Consider the following 16,577-nt stretch of genomic DNA (forward strand, 5'->3'; position numbering starts at 1 on the left):
AGCGACCGTGACAGCAAGTTACCTGCTTAAACGCCTGCTGCTGATGATTTACACGCTGCTGGTGGTGTCGCTGCTGGTGTTTGGCATCACTCAACTGCTGCCCGCCGATGCCGCGGTCACGCTGCTGGGACAAAACGCCACGCCGGAAGCGCTGGCGGCGGTGCGGGCGCGGCTTGGGCTGGATGCGCCCGCCTGGCTGCAATACTGGCACTGGCTGACACAGGCGCTGCAGGGCAACTTTGGCGTGTCGATGCGCAATGGCCTGGCGGTCGGGCCAACGTTGCTGACGGCGCTGTCGCGCTCGCTGCTGCTGGCGCTGTGCGCCCTGTTACTGATGCTGGTGATCGCCATTCCGCTCGGCATCTGGGCGGCCGTGCGGCGCGGTAAGACCGCCGATATGCTGGTCAGCGTGATCTCCTACATGGGCATCTCATTTCCGGAATTCGTCACCGCCACGCTGGTGCTGCTGCTATTTGCCGATGTCTGGCAGATTCTGCCCGCCACCGGCTACGTGCCGCTCAGCGAAAATTTTATCAGCGGTATTCAGCACCTGATTCTGCCGTCGATCACCGTTGCGCTGATTCTGGTGGCACACGTTTCACGCATGGTGCGCTCGGAAATGGTTGACGTGCTGCACACCGACTACGTTCGCGCCGCGTGGCTGAAAGGCCTGTCGCGCCGGCGCATCCTGTGGCGCCATGCGCTGCGCAATGGCCTGCTGCCCACCATCACCATTGTGGCGCTCGACGTCGGCTATCTGCTGGGCGGGATTGTGGTGGTGGAGGAGATTTTTGCCATTCCCGGTATTGGCCGGGAGCTGATCGTCGCGGTGCAGGCGCGCGATTTGCCCACCATTCAGGCCGGTGTGATGATCCTCGCGGCAACCTATGCCGTGGTGAATTTCCTCGCTGATTTGGCCTACGTCATGCTCGATAAGCGGATTTCCTATGCCTGAAATACTGAAACGATTACTGCGCTCGCCGCAGGGTGCGGCGGGTGTGCTGATTCTGCTGCTGGCGCTGCTGATGGTGGCGGGCGGCGCGCACGTGGCACCGTTTGATCCGGAAGCGATCTCCATCCTGACGCGTTACCGCCCGCCCAGCGCAGAACACTGGTTCGGCACCGATCAGCTGGGGCGCGACATTTTCAGCCGGGTGCTGGTCGGCGCGCGATCCACCATTTTGCTGTCGCTACTGGCGACCGCGCTGGCGATGGTTATTGGCTCGGTGCTGGGCACCGCCAGCGCCTACCTTGGTGGCAAAGTGGATGAATTCCTGATGCGAACCATGGATGCGGTGATGGCGATTCCCAGCCTGCTGTTTGCGCTGCTGATTGTCAGCACCCTGGGGCAGAGCAGCATGAACGCCGTGCTGGCCATCACCATCGCCTTCGTGCCGGGCATGGTGCGCATTGCGCGCAGCGTGGCGCTGGCGGCGCGTCAGCAGGACTACATCAGCGCCGCCATCGCGCGCGGCGAAGCGGGTTACTACATCATTCTGCGCGAAATGCTGCCGAACATTCTCGCGCCGATCATCGTGGAAGCCACCATTCGCGTGGCATTCGCCATCATGCTGTTTGCCACGCTGAGCTTTCTCGGCCTCGGCGCGCAGCCGCCCGAGCCGGAGTGGGGGCTGATGGTGTCCGAAGCGCGCAGTTATTTCTTTAAAGCACCGTGGATGATGATGATCCCCGGTCTGGCTATCGCGCTGGTGGCGATTGGCTTCAACCTGCTGGGCGATGGCCTGCGTGATGTGCTAAATCCAGGGAGCCACAAATGAAGAGTCCGCACAACCCGGTGCTGTCGGTGGACAATTACAGCCTCGATTATGCGTTAGCGCGCGGCCATTCGCTGCCGGTACTGCGCGATATCACCCTGCAGGTGATGCCGGGCGAAGTGCTGGGACTGGTGGGGGAATCCGGCTCCGGCAAGACCACCTTTGGCTGGGCGATCATGCGCTGGCTGGCCAGTAACGCACGCGAGCAGGCGGGTGATATCCGGCTGAACGGCGAAAGCCTGCTGCAGCTGCCAGCGCACCAACTGATGGCGCTGCGCGGTAAAAAGCTTGGCATGATTTTTCAGGATCCCAGCGCGTCGCTGAACCCGACGCTGACGCTGGGTGAACAGGTCACCGAAGTGCTGCGCCGTCATCGTGGGCTGTCAGCGCGCGAAGCGCAGCAGCTTGGGGAATCGCTGCTGCGCGATGTCGAGCTGAAGCACCCGGCACGCATGATGCAGCGCTATCCGCATCAGGTTTCCGGCGGTGAGAAGCAGCGCATCCTGATCGCCACCGCCTTCGCCTGCCAGCCGGACTGCCTGATTTTTGATGAGCCGACCACGGCACTGGACGTTATCAGCTCGGCGCAAATCCTCGATCTTTACGAGCGACTGCGCGCCGAGACCGGCGTCGCATCGCTGTATATCTCACACGATCTGGCGCTGGTGGCGAAAGTGGCCGACCGGGTGTGCGTGCTGGAGCAGGGCCGCATCGTCGAACAGGCCGCGACGCGCACGCTGTTCAGCGCACCCGCGCATGCGTATACGCGCAAACTGATTGCCGCGGTGCCGGATCCGCAGCATCGGCTGGTCGCGGATGCGGCCGGCAGTCAGCCGCTGCTCAGCCTGCAGGCGCTGACGATTGATTATGGCCAGCACGGCGTGCTCGATCGGCTGCTGAAACGGGAGGCGAACACGACGCGGGCCGCCAATGCGGTTTCGCTGACGGTGCATCAGGGCGAAATTCTCGGCGTGGTCGGCGAGTCCGGTTCGGGTAAATCTTCACTCGGTAAGGCGATAACCGGCCTGGTGCCGTTCACTGGCAGTCTCGATTTCTGCGGCGCAACGTTATATGGCCGCGCGCAGATGGACCCGGCGTATCGCCGCCGTGTGCAAATGATTTTTCAGCATCCGGACGCGTCACTCAACCCGCGCATGACCGTCGGCGAAATCATCGCCCGTCCGCTGCGGCTGTATGGACTGCCACCAGGAGAAAGCGAGGCGCAGGCGGTGGCGCGTCTGCTGCAGGAAGTGCGGCTGCCCGCGGAATTTGCCAGCCGCTATCCGCACGCGCTGTCGGGTGGGCAAAAGCAGCGCGTAGCGATTGCGCGCGCCTTCGCTAACCCGCCGGACCTGGTGATTTGCGATGAAATCACGGCGGCGCTGGATGTGTCGGTGCAGGCCACCATTATCGAGCTGCTGCTGGAGCTGCGCCGTCGCTACGGCACGGCGTATCTGTTCATCACCCACGATCTCAATCTCATCCGCCAGATCGCTCATCGCGTGGCGGTGATGTATCGCGGCGATGTGGTGGAAGTGCTGCCCGGCGAGAATATGCGGGCGCAGGCACAGCATCCTTATACCCGTGCACTGCTTGATGCCGTGCACATCCCTGATCTGACCCAATCCGTGGCATAACGAGAAGCGCATGAACCCTGAACAGTTAATTCATCACATCGATCGTGAATACTGCCTCGCTTTCCTGGCAAAAATGGTGCGGCACAAAAGTTACAGTGCCACCGAGGGCGAGCGCGAATTAGCCCGCTATATGGCAGAACAGATGGCGCAGCTCGGGCTGGAGACGGAACTGCAGCCGGTGGCCGGCGATCGGCTGAACGCTATTGGGCGGCTGGCCGGCAGCGGAGGCGGCCACAGCCTGCTGTTCAACGGTCATCTTGATACTAACCCGGTCACCGAAGGCTGGACCGTCGATCCCTGGGCGGGAAAAATCGACGAGCAGTTTATTTACGGCATCGGCGTTTCTAACATGAAAGCGGGCGATGCCGCCTATTTCTGCGCGCTGAAGACATTGATTGATGCCGGCGTGAAGCTCAGGGGCGACGTGATCCTCACTTACGTGGTCGGCGAGTTACAGGGCGGCATCGGTACGCTGGCGGCGATTGAGCAGGGCGTACGCGCCGACTATTTCATCAATGCCGAACCCACGGATTTACAGGCGCTGACCATGCATGCCGGCTCGCTGATGTTCACCATTGAACTGACCGGCGATACGCGCCATCTGTCAAAGCGTGAGGAGGCGGTCGATGCGATTGCGGCGGCGGTTGAACTGATTCCGCAGATCAATAACATCACCTTCAGCGGAGCGAAAAGCGCAGAACACCGCAAAATTAACCGTGGCCATATTGGCACCGTACACGGTGCGCTGGGGCGTGATTTGCAGGAGTGGCGGCCGCCGCAGGTCGCGGATTTTGTCCGTCTGAAAGGCTCCGCCCGCTTTGCGCCGGGGCAAACGGTGGACGGCGTGCTGGCCGATCTGCAGGCCCTGCTGGATGCACTGTGCCAGCGCTATCCGGGCCTGCAGGTGCAGCTGTTTGATGACGGCCTGCGCGATAAACCCACCATGCTGCCGTTTGAGGTGTCGCCGGAATCGCCAATCGTTAAAGCGGTCAATCGCGGCTGGCAGACTGTGCGCGGCACGCCGCAGCCTACCGGGGTGATCACGCCGCCCGCCTTCTACGGTACCGATGCGGCGCACCTGTATCAGCATGCGGGCATGGAGGGCATCGTGTGCGGGCCCGGCGGCAAGTACAACACCATGCCGGACGAGCGCGTTGAGATCAGTGAATTTCTCGATATGGTGCGTATCTATCTGCTGGCGATCCTCGACATCTGCCAGCCGGTTGAACCGGCGTCATGATCGCCGACGCGCTGTCACGGCTGCGCAGCGCCATGCGCGCCGCCGACATTGAGGTGATGCTGATCGATCATGGCGAACTGCTGGCATGGTTAACCGGTTATACCGTGTCGGAAACGCGTTATCGTGCCTGTCTGGTGCCGTTGCAGGACGAACCGTGGATGGTGCTGCGCCAGCTGGATGTCGCGCCGTGCCGCGCGCAGTCACCGCAGCTGGCGATTGACGCGTACCGTGATGAAGACGATCCGTGGCTGGCGGTGGCGCAAAGCCTGACGCGGCGCGGCTATCAGCGGGCGCGGCTGGGCGCGGATTATGCATCCTACGGCATGACGGTGCATAGCTGGCAGCAGCTGGCGCGCCATCTGCCCGGGGTGCGCTGGTGTGATGTCAGCGGTCTCAGCGACCGGCTGCGCAGCGTCAAATTTCAGGCTGAAATCGCCAGCTTACGCCAGGCCGCCGGCATTGCCGATGCCACGCTTGCCCAGCTGAGTGCGCAGGTGCAGGGCGGCTGGCGCGTGCGTGATGTCGCCGCGCTGGCGGCGGCACAATTTCTGCGGCTCGGTGCTGACAGCGGTGAAACCGGACCGATTGTTATCGCCAGCGGCGACAGCGGATTTTTACATGCCAGCGGCCATGAGCAGCGTCTGCAAGCGGGCGATGTACTGCACGTTGAGCTGATCCCTAAAGTGCGGCACTACAGCGCGCGCCTGATGCGTCCGCTGATTGTCGGTGAAATCTCTGCGGCGCGCGCGGCGCTGGCACAACAGCTGATCGCCATTCAGGATCGCCAGCTGCAGGCGATGAAGCCGGGCGTTGCGGCCTGTACGGTGGATGCCGTCGCGCGTGAGGCGGTGCTCAGCGCCGGGCTGCGTGAGGATTACAGCAACATCACCGGTTATGCGCTGGGCCTGTATACGCGCACCCCGCGTCCGAGCGATTTCAGCTGCTGTTTTCATCCTCAGGCGCCGTGGTTACTGGAGGAAAACATGGTATTTCACATGTATATTTCAGCGCAGGGCCTCGCCTTCAGTGAAACCGTGCGCGTCACGGCACAGGGCGCAGAGCGACTCACCACGCTGCCGCGCCAGCCCTTTACGCTGCCGGCTAACAATTAACAGGATGATGTACAGTGCAGGACGTTGAATTAATCGATTTGGCTGCCACCTTGCCGGGCCTGATGTTTGATCTGAAGTACGCCACCGCCGATAACATCGCCGGGTATGCCATTTATCGCGACGCGCAGGCGCTGCTGCATCCGGATGCCGCCGCCGCGCTGCGCCGCAGCAGCGACATCGCCCGGCTGGCGGGATTTCGCCTGCTGGTGCTGGACGCGTATCGTCCGCAGCAGGCGCAGTGGCACTTGTGGGATGCCTGTCCGGACGCGGATTATGTGGTGCCACCGGCGCGGGGCTCGAATCACAGCCGCGGCGTGGCGATCGATGTGACGCTGATGGATGAGGCGGGCAACATTCTGGAGATGGGGACCGGGTTTGACGACATGTCTGCTGAGTCGCACCCGTTCCATCCCAACGTGCCGCAGCAGGCGCAGCGCCATCGCCTGTTGCTGAACGCCATCATGCTCGGCGGCGGTTTTGTCGGCATGCCCACCGAATGGTGGCACTTTGAACTGCCGGATGCGCAAAACTATCCGCTGCTCAGCGATCGCTTTGCCTGCGTCAGTCGGGCTGATCGCGCTCCTGTGAGTGATATTGCGCGTTAATAATCGCGTTGCTGAAGCGGGGGGTTCTGCGCCTTCCCGCCTTGACACGCCCTCCGTTCCGACCCCAGAATGCAGCTTGTTCCAAGGGGTGCCCTGTTAGAGGGCTGAGATTCTACCCGCGCGGCTGTCACGGCCGGCAACGTAGTGACCCTCTGAACCTGATCCGGCTAATACCGGCGTAGGGATGTGGAACCGGGGTCACTGCACGCCCTCATTCCCTCTTTGCGCCTTTCTGCGAATCCTGCGCATTTCTCAGGCCCTGGCTGGCCGTTATGCCGCAGTCCAAAGAGGGCACCTTCATGACCGAAGCGTCAATCATTGCCGCGCTGCTGGCGTTTATGCAGCGCGAAGAAACCACCGAAGCGGATTTCAACCAGCTGGCGCTGCAGCTGTTCGCGTGGCAATTCGAACACAATCTCCCATACGCCCGTTTCGCCCGCCAGCGCGGCCGTACGCCGCTGACGGTCAAACAGTGGCGGCAGATTCCGGCGGTGCCGATTACGGCGTTTAAAGATCTGACGCTGAGCTGCCGTCCGGTGGCGGAGATTCCCCACATCTTTATGACCAGCGGCACCACGGGGACCGGCCGGGGGCGCAGCTATCACCCGACGCTGGCGGTTTACGATCGCTCGATGCTGATCAATTTTCGCCAGCGCTTTATGGCCGGATATCCGCGCCTGCCGATGGCGATCCTGTTTCCGCACAGCAACGAGCTGCCGCACTCTTCGCTGGCCCATTATCTGACGCTGGCGATGCAAGAATGTGGCACGCCAGACAGCGAAGTGATGGTTGATGCGCAGGGGCTGAAACTGCCGCGTCTGATCGCCGTACTGGAGCAGGTGCAGGCCAGCGGCCAACCCTATGCCCTGCTGGGTGCCAGCTACAGTTTTGTCCATCTGCTGGACGAACTGGCGCGTCAGCAGCGGCGTTTCAGGCTGCCGCCGGGCAGCCGCATCCTTGACACCGGGGGTTTTAAGGGCCAGTCGCGTGAAGTTGCGGCGGAAGCGTTTTATAGCGCGCTGCAGCAGACGCTCGGCGTGCCGCGTTCGCACTGCATCAATATGTACGGCATGACTGAACTCAGCACGCAGTTTTACGATTCCGGCAATGAAATCTGCCCGCCGGTGAAATCCGGACCGCACTGGATCCGCACGCGCGTGGTTAATCCGCTGACCGGTGCGGACGTGCCGGAAGGTGAGACAGGCGTACTGGTGCATCACGATCTCGCCCATTTCAATTCTGTTTCCGCGATTCTGACCGAAGATGCCGGCGTGATGGTGCCCGGCGGGTTTCAGCTGCTGGGGCGCGTCGCGGGCGCGGATGCCAAAGGCTGCTCGCTGGCGATGGAATCGTTTCTCGCTGCCGCGCAGGCACAGGCATGAAAGTGTATGCTGGCCATCTGCCGGGCATCCGCCACAGCGAGGTAACGTGGCACAGCCTGCACTTTGGCCAGCAGGGCAGCGCGCTGGAAGTGTGCGTGCCGGTGCTGTCCGAGGCGCAGATTGCCACGCTGGCGGCCAGCGTTCGCGATAACGCGCGCCGCTACCTGCACACCCTGAGCGTAGCGCGCATTACCGCGTTGATTGATGAAGCCATCGCGCGCCTGCTTAACCGTTCGCACCCGTTGCGCCAGCAGGCGGAGCGGTTGCTGCCGCTGGTTACCGGCTATGACGCCGGGATGCTGCGGCTCGGTTTAACCGGCTATCTCAAAACCTTTCGTGAACCGCAGCTGCGGCGTTTTCTGGCGGAGGATTTCGGCAACGTGCAGATGCTGGACGATTTTCAGCCGCGGCCAAAAGGCGGCTTTGCCCGCGCGTTTGGTCCGCAGCTGTTGCTGCAGATCTGGGCCGGCAATGTGCCGGGTTTGCCGCTGTGGAGCCTGATTGCCGGCCTGCTGGTGAAGGCGGGAAGCGTGGGCAAAGTGGCGAGCGCTGAGCCGCTGATGGCGGGCTGGTTCGCCCAGTTGCTGGCGGAGATCGATCCGCAGCTGGGCGAGTGTCTGGCCGTTGTATGGTGGCAGGGCGGTGATGAACGCACTGAGCAGCAGTGGTTCCGCGAGGCAGACGTGGTGATGGCTTATGGCGGAGAAGCCGCGCTGACGGCGATGCAGCGGCGTCTGCCGCCAGCCACGCGCTTTCTGCCGCATGGCCACAAAATCAGTTTTGGCATGGTGGCGCGGTCGGCGCTGGACGTGCGGCGCGGTACGGCGCTGGCGCGTCAGGTGGCTTACGATGTGATGCGCTATGACCAGGCCGGCTGTTATTCGCCGCAGGCGCTGTTTATTGAGCGCGGCGGCCGGGTGTCGCCGCAGGAGTTTGCTGCTTACCTCGCTCATGAACTTGCCGCGCTGGCACAGCGCTATCCGCGCGCGACGCTGACGCTGGGTGAAAGTCAGGCTGTGGCCGCGTGGCGCAACGCGGAGGAAATGCGTGCGCTGAGCGGTGACCGCACGCTGTACGGTGATGAGCACGATGCCTGGGCGGTGGTGTACGTCGACAAGCCGGAGCCGTTACAACCGGGCGCGCTCGGACGCACGCTGAAGGTGATTGCCGTGGATACGCTGGAGGAGACGGTAAACTGGGTGGCCGCGCAGCGCGCGTATCTGCAAAGCGTTGGCCTCGCGGCCGCGCCCGAGGTGCTGTTTCGGCTGGCGGCGCAGCTCGGTGCGGCGGGCGTCACGCGCATCACGGCGCTGGGTAACATGACTTCACCGGAGGCGGGCTGGCATCACGATGGCCGTTTTAGCCTGCTGGATCTGGCCACCCTGTGCGAAATCGAACAGGCGGCGGAAACCGCCGCTGAACACTATGCGCCCTATCTTGACTGAGCGGGCGTGGAGAAACGCAATGAAATTCAGCAATCACACCGTGCTGGTGACCGGCGCCAGCCGCGGTATTGGCGCCGCCATTGCCCAGGCCTTTGCCGCCGAAGGCGCTTTTGTCGTGGTCAACTATTTACGTAATCACGACGCCGCTGCGCAGGTGGTGGCGGCCTGTGAAGCACAGGGCGGGGGTGCACTGGCGATTGCCGCCGATGTGACCTGCGCCGCACAGGTAGCCGATATGATGCAGCAGATCGACACCGCTACCGGGCGACTGGATGTGGTGGTGAACAATGCCTTCGCACCTTATCGCTTCGATCCCGACCGGCGCCAGCGCTTCTGGGAAACGTCCTGGTCTGCTTACCAGACGCAGTTTGATGGCGCAGTGAACGCCTGCTACAACGTGTGTCAGGCGGCCTTGCCGCTGATGCGCCGCCGCGCGCGCGGCAGCATCATCAATCTGGTGAGTGATTTGATCGCCCGGCCAGCGGTGGCTTATCACGACTATATCACCGCAAAAGCCGCGCTGACGGGCTTTAGCCGGACGCTGGCGGCCGAACTGGGGGCGCTGGGCATTCGGGTGAACTGCGTGGCGCCGGGACTGGTGTATCCCACCGATGCCAGTCAGTATACGCCAGAAGCGGTCCGCCACGCGCTGACGGCGCAAACGCCGCTCGGACGACTGGCGCGCGCCGCGGATATCACCGGGCCGGTGCTGTTTCTGGCATCAGCATGGAGCGAATTTGTCACCGGCCAGACGCTGTATGTCGATGGCGGGTTGGTGATGCAGGATCATTAAGCCAGGTCGCCAGTCGCCGCACTGGCGACCTGCCACCGCCCTCCCGGTACCTCTATCCGTTATTCCGCCATGCCCACCGTCATGCAGCTATCTGCGCACTGCAGGCAAATTTCCGCACAGGTCTGACAGTGTGGATGCTGGTGCTTCTGGCACTCCCAACCAGCCAGCTGACAGGCCATCGACGTGATGGTACAGAGCTGCTCGCTCAGTTCACTCTGAGCAGCCAGCAGTTGTGCGGTTACGCGACACAGCGCCGCGCACTGCTGATTGAGCGTAATGCAGGGACTCATCTCACTGGCATCAGCATCCAGCAGACAGGCTGCTGCACATTGGTCGCAGGCGGTCGCGCAGCGATAGCACAGCGCAATACAGTCATTGAGGTCAGCGTTCATGCGTTTCCCTTAGCGTCAGGTTAATAGCGACGCAATAGTGAGCGTGAATGGAGAATTTAGCTAAAAGCGGGGTGATATCAAGCGGATAGCGGGTAATTAATCCATGTAAGGTGCATTGCGTATGCAATAATTCCTTAAATATTGCGGAGTTAGCCAATTGTAAGCTTGTGTATATATATCAGCCCGGGTAATTAACGCAGATTAAATAAAAGTGTACAACTCTGCGTGGCTTGTACAAATATAGGGTGACTGAAGCTGATAGTTAGATAATCAATGATTTAATTTTAGGATAAATAAACTGAAAAGCGGTCGCCTGATAAGCGAAGCGGTAAATAACGCAGGATCGCTGAAGATTTGATCGATTAATTGTTTTCGGATGGGAAAATTACTCTCCTGACAAGGTTAGACGTGCGTTTAAGCGAAGCGTAAACGCGATGTCAGGAGAGCACAGTGCAAAAAGTTATCGAGGTTAAATCAATACAAAGATGGGGAGTAGTTATTTACGACGACTGATCTTTCCTCCCTTCCTGCCGGCTTCAATGGCGCGCTGTGGGTCATTTTTGAAGTTACCACCACTGACCTGACCGCCTTTGCGGCCTGCTTCAGCCGCGCGCTCCTTATCGGCGGCGAAGTTGCCTGAACCCCCACGACGTTGCGTCACTTTTTCTTCCTCTTCAGGTTTCTTCTTTGGATCCTTCATTTTTTCCTCTCTGTTCATACCCGCATGAAGCAAAAATAAATGTAGCGATGTTTTTACCATAATCAAGCCAGGAATAATCTTAACTTTTAATTTACAGCACGTTGGTTGTTTAACGATGAGTCAATTTCAGCTGATTTATTCCGGCAAATCATTTGGGGGGGAATTGTTAACATTTTACTTTCATAAAGGGAAGCGTTCTTTTAGCGGCGCTAATGTGAATTGATGACGTTATGACAATTAACCGCTGTCGCATTTCTTAAAAACCTTTCTTGCACAGCCCGGCTTGCTTGCTACGTTTAATTAAGTTGTTCGCCTGGACTTAATTAGCGCTTCGCTTATTTTTCAGATAACCAGCCTGAAAGCGATGAGGTCAAAGCGTGCTGCCCGATCAGGGATCCATCTCTGACGCCGTTGAGGTAGATCGCCCGTGTCATTCACTTTGGAGCAAACCATGACGAAGGAATCTGTATATCTGGACTGGCTGCGCGATGCGCATGCTATGGAGAAACATGCGGAGAGCCTGCTGAAGGCGGCTGCATCACGTCTGACGGATCATCCCGCGTTGCAGGCGCGTATTGAGCAGTATCTTGAGCAGAGCCGTGACCAGCAGCAGCAGGTGAAAACGCTGCTGCGCCAGTATGACAGCAGCTGGTCGGTGCTGAAGGAGTCGTTAGGCCGGATGTCGGTGGTCGGTCAGGCCGCCAGCGACATGCTGCAGGATGAAGAGGGCATCCGTGTGGCCGTCAGCAGCTACGTGTTCTGTAACTATAAAATCGCCACCTACTCGACGTTGCTGGTGGCCGCAGAGCAGGCGGAAGAGGGGGAGGATGTCAGGATTGTGCGGCGCATTCTGCAGCAGGAAAGCCAGATGGCCAGCTGGCTGCTGCAGCTGCTGCCACAGGCGGCAGAGGAAGCCATTGTGCTGCGCACGGAACCTGAGCTTTCCGGCACGGATTAAGTCATCCTGCGGCGCGCCCTAGAGATCAATCACCAGTTCCGCCGATTTGCTGCGCGAGCAGCATAAGGCGATGTACTGCTCCGGGGCGCTTTTTTCGCTGTCAGACTGCACGGTATCGCGGTGATCGATCTCTCCAGCGGTAACCCGCGTCAGGCAGGCGCCGCACATGCCCATCTCGCAGGAGAGCGGAACGTCGACGCCATGCTCGAGCAGCACCGTGGCAATGGTTTTGTCAGGCGGAATGGTACATTGCTGCCCACTGCGTGCCAGCGTCACGGTAAAGCCTTCTTCAGCCCCAGCCTTGCGGGCGACAGGTTTGAACGCTTCAGCGTGTATGTTGGCGCTGTCCCAGCCGCGCGCCAGCGCCTGCTGCTGCATGTGCGTCATAAACCCTTCCGGCCCGCACAGGTACAGATGCGTGTCGGCGGCAGCATCAAGCAGTTCCGCCGGTGGATAATCACGGGCGCTGCGGCCTTCGCTGCTGTACCAGATTTCACAAAATCCATGCTGGAAACGCTGCGCCAGTTCGGCGGCAAAAGCTTCATCACCGCGCTGGCGCACAAAGTAATGCAGCACAAAAGGCACGGCGGCGGCCTCCAGCGCCAGCGCCATGGCGTACAGCGGCGTAATGCCAATTCCGGCCGCCAGCAAAATGACTTTAGCGGCTGGTTGCAGAGGAAACAGGTTGCGCGGTGGCGAAATCGCAATCGTCTGGCCGGGGCGCAGCGTGTCGTGCACGTAGCGCGATCCCCCGCGTGATTGCCCGTCGCGCGCAATACAAATCTGGTAGCCGCGCGCGTCATCGCAGCGTCCGGTCAGTGAGTACTGACGTATCAGGCCATCACGCAGGTGCACATCAATGTGCGCACCGGGTTGCCAGTCCGGCAACGGCTGGCCATTTTCCGCCACCAGCGTCACGCTGAGATTGTGACGTCCCTGACGATACAGGCCATCCACCACCACATTCAGCAGATCACTCATCGTTGCCTCCTTACACCAGGAAAAATTCGCCGAAGCCCATGCGCTTCAGGCCACGGCGATAAGCAATGGAGCTGCGATCGGCCGGAATATGCGCTTCCAGAGCGAGGTCAAGCGGCAAACGCTCCGGCTGCTGGGTTTCCACCATCAGGCGGTCTTCTTCGAACACGCGCTGATTGAAGGCGTGCACCTCTTCGACCGGGATGTGCAGGTCAAAATTACGCGCGATGGGCGCGAACATGCGCGTTTTGCGCGCCGACACCGGCGACGCGGCGTTCATGATCACCAGGCGCGATTCGCCGGGGAAATGAATGGTCAGCGTGGCGGTAAACGGCAGGTGCATCTCGAAATGACGCAGCCAGCTAAATCCTTCCGGCGCCTGCTGCGGACTGTCAGCGGCAAAGTTACTCACTGAACTCCAGTAATCCACGGCAAAACCGGTCTCGGTTTCGACCGGGTTATAGGCAGGTACTACCTGGTTGTTGGGATCGGCGAAGGTTTCCGTGTGCACCCAGGCGAAGTGCGCCACATCCAGAAAACCTTCTACCTGGCGTCCGGCAAAGCCGTTGACGTCAAAACCGGGGCAGTTGATCTGTTGAAAACCGGCATCATCCCAGTGCGGCATGGTGGGCAGCGGCGCGGGCTGGTCAGCATCCGGCGCGAGGCACACCCAAATCAGACCAAAGCGTTCTTCCACCGCATAGCTGATCAGGTTGAGCTTGGCTGGAATCGGCTGATCGGGGCTGGACGGAATGCGGTTGCAGCGGCCATCGGCACCAAAACGCAAGCCGTGATAAGGGCAGACGATTCCCTCTTCATCGTGAAAACCCAGCGTCAGCGGGACGCCACGATGCGGGCAAACGTCGCGTGCCGCTACCACCTGACCCTGCAGACGATACAGCACCAGCTGCTCGTCAAGCAGCACCGCTTTGGTCGGTGCGCCGGCGATATCACAGGAACGGGCAACCGGATGCCACTGTCGCGCCAGACGCAGCCAGTCATCAGGTTCAAACGTGCAGTGTGCGGGAGGCGTAATGTTATTCATGCTGTTGTCCTGTCAGGTGCTCACACAAGGCGAAATAGAAGGCTTCATTTTTGTCAGGACATTGTTAATATGCTTGCCTGTGCAAATCCATCAGCAAGAATGCAGCCAGGTGTTGCAAAAAACCGTACAGGTGAGCAATGAGCCCGTTTTCCCGCTTTGCCGTCTATTTTGCCGAAGTGGCGCGCAGCGGCAGTTTGCGCAAAGCCGCTGAGCAACTGCACGTTTCCGCTTCTGCCATTAACCGGCAGATTCTGCAGGCGGAAGAGAGTTTTGGTACGCCGCTGTTTGAGCGTTTGCCGGAAGGGCTGCGCATGACCACCGCCGGAGAATTGCTGTATGACGATGTGATGCGCTGGCAGCGTGAGTTTCGCGTCACGCGGCAGCGTTTCGATGATATTCAGGGACTGAAGCGCGGTAACGTCACGGCCGGGCTGGTGCAGTCGCTGACCAAAGGCAGCGTGGCAGATGCCATTGCCGATATCGCACGCCAGCATCAGTGGCTGCGGCTGGAGCTGACGGTGGACAACAGCCACCGCATCAGCCAGATGATTCGCCAGTCGGAAATCGATTTTGGCCTGATTCTCGATCCCGCCGGGCAGAGCGGACTGGAAGTGCTGGCGTTTGCCGAACTGGAGATGGGCGTGGTGATGGCCGCCGACCATCCGCTTAGCACGAGGCCGCTGCTATCGCTCAGCGAACTCAGTCATGAGCGACACATTGTGCCTGGCGCCGCGCTGGTGGTCCACGAACGTGTCGATGCGCTGTACCGCAAGCAGGGGCTGGCGCCGGAAAACATTATCGCCTGTAACGACATCCGCCTGATTCGCAGCCTGATCGCGCAGGGCACCGGCATCAGCGTGCTGAGCCTGCTGGACGTGATGACCGAGGTGCAGGAGAACCAGCTCTGCTTCGTACCGCTCAGGCACAGCGTGATGCGACCGCTGACCCTGGCGCTGTGTACTGCGCCGTCGCGCCAGCTATCGCGGGCGGCGCAGATGGTGATTCAGCGCATGACTGAGGTGATAGAGGCGATGGCCAGTGTCAGGCCCGCAGGCGGGCCGTAATCACGTTCAGTGCCCGGTTTCGGCATGCGGCGCGCGGGTTTTGCTGGCACCGGCACCGCCCGATGGACGGGCGATAATAATACCGAGAATACCGCCGACAATCAGCGCTATCGCCACAATCAGCAATCCTGAGTGATAACTCTGCGTCGCATCTTTCATTTTTCCCAGCAGCGGCGGTAAACCCAGTCCGACAAAATTTGCCACCGTGTTGATAAAGGCAATCGATGCCGCAGCAGCTACGCCAGCTAATTTTTCTGTGGTCACTGCCCAGAATATTGGCGTCAGGGCAAAGTTAAGCCCGACGGTGAAGACCAGCAAAATATAGGACAGCAACAGGCTGTCCGAATAAATCGCGCCGGTTAATGCCAGGCCCGATAAAATTAATGGCAAGCCCATATGCCAGGCGCGTTCACCGCTGCGATCGGAATGGCGTCCGTTTAAATACATAAATACGCAGGCCATCACAAAGGGCAGGGCGGATAACAGGCTGATAATAAAATTGCTCTGCTCTGCGGCCATGCTTTTAATAATCAACGGCATGAACAACGTAATACCGATCGAGCCAAACGCCTGTAAAAACCATACCAGACTGAGCAATAACACCGTGCGATCTTTTAATGCCTGCAGCCAGGAGTGGTTCTTATTCAGGGTAACACCCAGATTGTCCTGTTCGAGGCGCTGGCGCAGCCAGTGTTTTTGCGGTGTAGTTAACCAGACAGCATCGTCGGGCTTATCGGGTAAACGCCACAGCACCAGACAACCAAGCACTACCGCGGGAATGCCTTCCAGCGCGAAAAGCCAGCGCCAGCCTGCGATATCGGCAATGCCATGCATATTGAGAATGGCACCGGAAATGGGCAGACCAATAATCGACGCGCCCACCGATCCCATGTAAAAGAAAGACATTGCACGTGCGCGGTTACTTTTGGGGAACCAGCAGGAAATATAATAGATAATACCCGGCGCAAAACCGGCTTCGGCCATACCGAGTAAAAAACGCATTACATATAACTGATTGGCGCTATGAACCAGCGCCATGCCGGTACTGACAATGCCCCAGGTAATCATAATGCGCGCTATCCAGCGCCGGGCGCCGACTTTGGTCATAATGACATTGCTGGGAATTTCAAACAGAATGTAGGAAATATAGAACATGCCGACACCGAGGCCGTACATGCTGGTGGTAAGCCCGAGATCGGCATTCATTTGCAGCGCAGCGATAGAGATATTGGTTTTATCGAGATTAGCGACAAAATAACAGATCACGATAAACGGGATGATGCGCTTATTTAATTGACTCAACGTAGAACCAGAAACATCGGAACTTATCATAACCACCTCGTCACGCAGCATTACGCCACTCCGCGCCGGCAGACGGGCGCAAGGGTAGCGATGTCATGAATGATCTGTTTCGCTTGCTAAGCAATAAATGAAGTGCAGCCGAAAAATAG

The 16,577-nt window shown here is 59.8% G+C and carries 16 protein-coding genes and 1 riboswitch; of the genes, 11 read left to right on the forward strand and 5 right to left on the reverse strand.

The window, feature by feature from the left end:
* The first annotated feature begins 7 nt into the window (after nt 1–7).
* From E7738_RS21095 to E7738_RS21135, 9 genes are all read left to right on the forward strand, one after another.
* Nucleotides 8–955: an ABC transporter permease gene (locus E7738_RS21095; protein ID WP_125310251.1), complete on the forward strand. Its 948-nt coding sequence runs from the start codon at nt 8–10 to the stop codon at nt 953–955.
* A complete protein-coding gene (locus tag E7738_RS21100; protein ID WP_058781361.1) occupies nt 948–1,778 on the forward strand; it encodes an ABC transporter permease in 831 nt (276 codons plus the stop codon). The genes E7738_RS21095 and E7738_RS21100 overlap by 8 nt, the downstream gene beginning before the upstream one ends.
* Nucleotides 1,775–3,412 (forward strand): dipeptide ABC transporter ATP-binding protein, encoded by a 1,638-nt coding sequence (locus E7738_RS21105; protein WP_394516391.1) that lies wholly within the window; start codon nt 1,775–1,777, stop codon nt 3,410–3,412. The genes E7738_RS21100 and E7738_RS21105 overlap by 4 nt, the downstream gene beginning before the upstream one ends.
* 10 nt (nt 3,413–3,422) lie before the next feature.
* Complete coding sequence (locus E7738_RS21110) at nt 3,423–4,652, forward strand: M20 family metallopeptidase (protein ID WP_394516392.1); 1,230 nt, start codon at nt 3,423–3,425, stop codon at nt 4,650–4,652.
* Nucleotides 4,649–5,764, forward strand: a complete 1,116-nt coding sequence (locus tag E7738_RS21115) for a M24 family metallopeptidase (RefSeq protein ID WP_394516393.1) — start codon at nt 4,649–4,651, stop codon at nt 5,762–5,764. The genes E7738_RS21110 and E7738_RS21115 overlap by 4 nt, the downstream gene beginning before the upstream one ends.
* 62 nt (nt 5,765–5,826) lie before the next feature.
* Complete coding sequence (gene ddpX / locus E7738_RS21120; protein WP_394516566.1) at nt 5,827–6,369, forward strand: D-alanyl-D-alanine dipeptidase; 543 nt, start codon at nt 5,827–5,829, stop codon at nt 6,367–6,369.
* Nucleotides 6,370–6,443: 74 nt separating this feature from the next.
* A riboswitch (TPP riboswitch) is annotated at nt 6,444–6,573 on the forward strand.
* A 68-nt stretch (nt 6,574–6,641) separates the two neighbouring features.
* Nucleotides 6,642–7,751 carry a LuxE/PaaK family acyltransferase gene (locus E7738_RS21125; protein WP_394516394.1) on the forward strand — a complete coding sequence of 370 codons (1,110 nt, stop codon included), beginning with the start codon at nt 6,642–6,644 and terminating at the stop codon, nt 7,749–7,751.
* Nucleotides 7,748–9,196: an acyl-CoA reductase gene (locus E7738_RS21130; protein ID WP_394516395.1), complete on the forward strand. Its 1,449-nt coding sequence runs from the start codon at nt 7,748–7,750 to the stop codon at nt 9,194–9,196. Before E7738_RS21125 ends, E7738_RS21130 begins: the two co-directional genes overlap by 4 nt.
* 19 nt (nt 9,197–9,215) lie before the next feature.
* A complete protein-coding gene (locus E7738_RS21135; RefSeq protein WP_238562234.1) occupies nt 9,216–9,989 on the forward strand; it encodes an SDR family oxidoreductase in 774 nt (257 codons plus the stop codon).
* A 59-nt stretch (nt 9,990–10,048) separates the two neighbouring features.
* Here the strand turns inward: E7738_RS21135 and E7738_RS21140 are convergent, their stop codons facing one another.
* Both E7738_RS21140 and E7738_RS21145 read right to left on the reverse strand, forming a co-directional pair.
* Nucleotides 10,049–10,381 (reverse strand): four-helix bundle copper-binding protein, encoded by a 333-nt coding sequence (locus E7738_RS21140; protein WP_238562235.1) that lies wholly within the window; start codon nt 10,379–10,381, stop codon nt 10,049–10,051.
* Nucleotides 10,382–10,877: 496 nt separating this feature from the next.
* Nucleotides 10,878–11,042 carry a con-10 family general stress protein gene (locus tag E7738_RS21145; RefSeq protein WP_010615780.1) on the reverse strand — a complete coding sequence of 55 codons (165 nt, stop codon included), beginning with the start codon at nt 11,040–11,042 and terminating at the stop codon, nt 10,878–10,880.
* A 490-nt stretch (nt 11,043–11,532) separates the two neighbouring features.
* Between E7738_RS21145 and E7738_RS21150 the strand changes: the two genes are divergently transcribed.
* A complete protein-coding gene (locus E7738_RS21150; RefSeq protein WP_058781369.1) occupies nt 11,533–12,039 on the forward strand; it encodes a DUF892 family protein in 507 nt (168 codons plus the stop codon).
* An 18-nt stretch (nt 12,040–12,057) separates the two neighbouring features.
* On the opposite strand, the gene E7738_RS21155 is transcribed toward E7738_RS21150, so the two are convergent.
* Together E7738_RS21155 and hpxD are read right to left on the reverse strand one after the other, a co-directional pair.
* Nucleotides 12,058–13,020 carry a PDR/VanB family oxidoreductase gene (locus tag E7738_RS21155; protein ID WP_394516396.1) on the reverse strand — a complete coding sequence of 321 codons (963 nt, stop codon included), beginning with the start codon at nt 13,018–13,020 and terminating at the stop codon, nt 12,058–12,060.
* Between the two features lie 10 nt (nt 13,021–13,030).
* Nucleotides 13,031–14,062, reverse strand: a complete 1,032-nt coding sequence (gene hpxD / locus E7738_RS21160) for a molybdenum cofactor-independent xanthine hydroxylase subunit HpxD (protein ID WP_394516397.1) — start codon at nt 14,060–14,062, stop codon at nt 13,031–13,033.
* 137 nt (nt 14,063–14,199) lie between these two features.
* Between hpxD and E7738_RS21165 the strand changes: the two genes are divergently transcribed.
* Nucleotides 14,200–15,126: a LysR family transcriptional regulator gene (locus E7738_RS21165; protein ID WP_021508717.1), complete on the forward strand. Its 927-nt coding sequence runs from the start codon at nt 14,200–14,202 to the stop codon at nt 15,124–15,126.
* 6 nt (nt 15,127–15,132) lie between these two features.
* Here the strand turns inward: E7738_RS21165 and E7738_RS21170 are convergent, their stop codons facing one another.
* A complete protein-coding gene (locus E7738_RS21170; RefSeq protein WP_394516398.1) occupies nt 15,133–16,458 on the reverse strand; it encodes an MFS transporter in 1,326 nt (441 codons plus the stop codon).
* Between the last annotated feature and the right edge of the window lie 119 nt (nt 16,459–16,577).

Source organism: Pantoea sp. SGAir0430 (assembly GCF_043549295.1).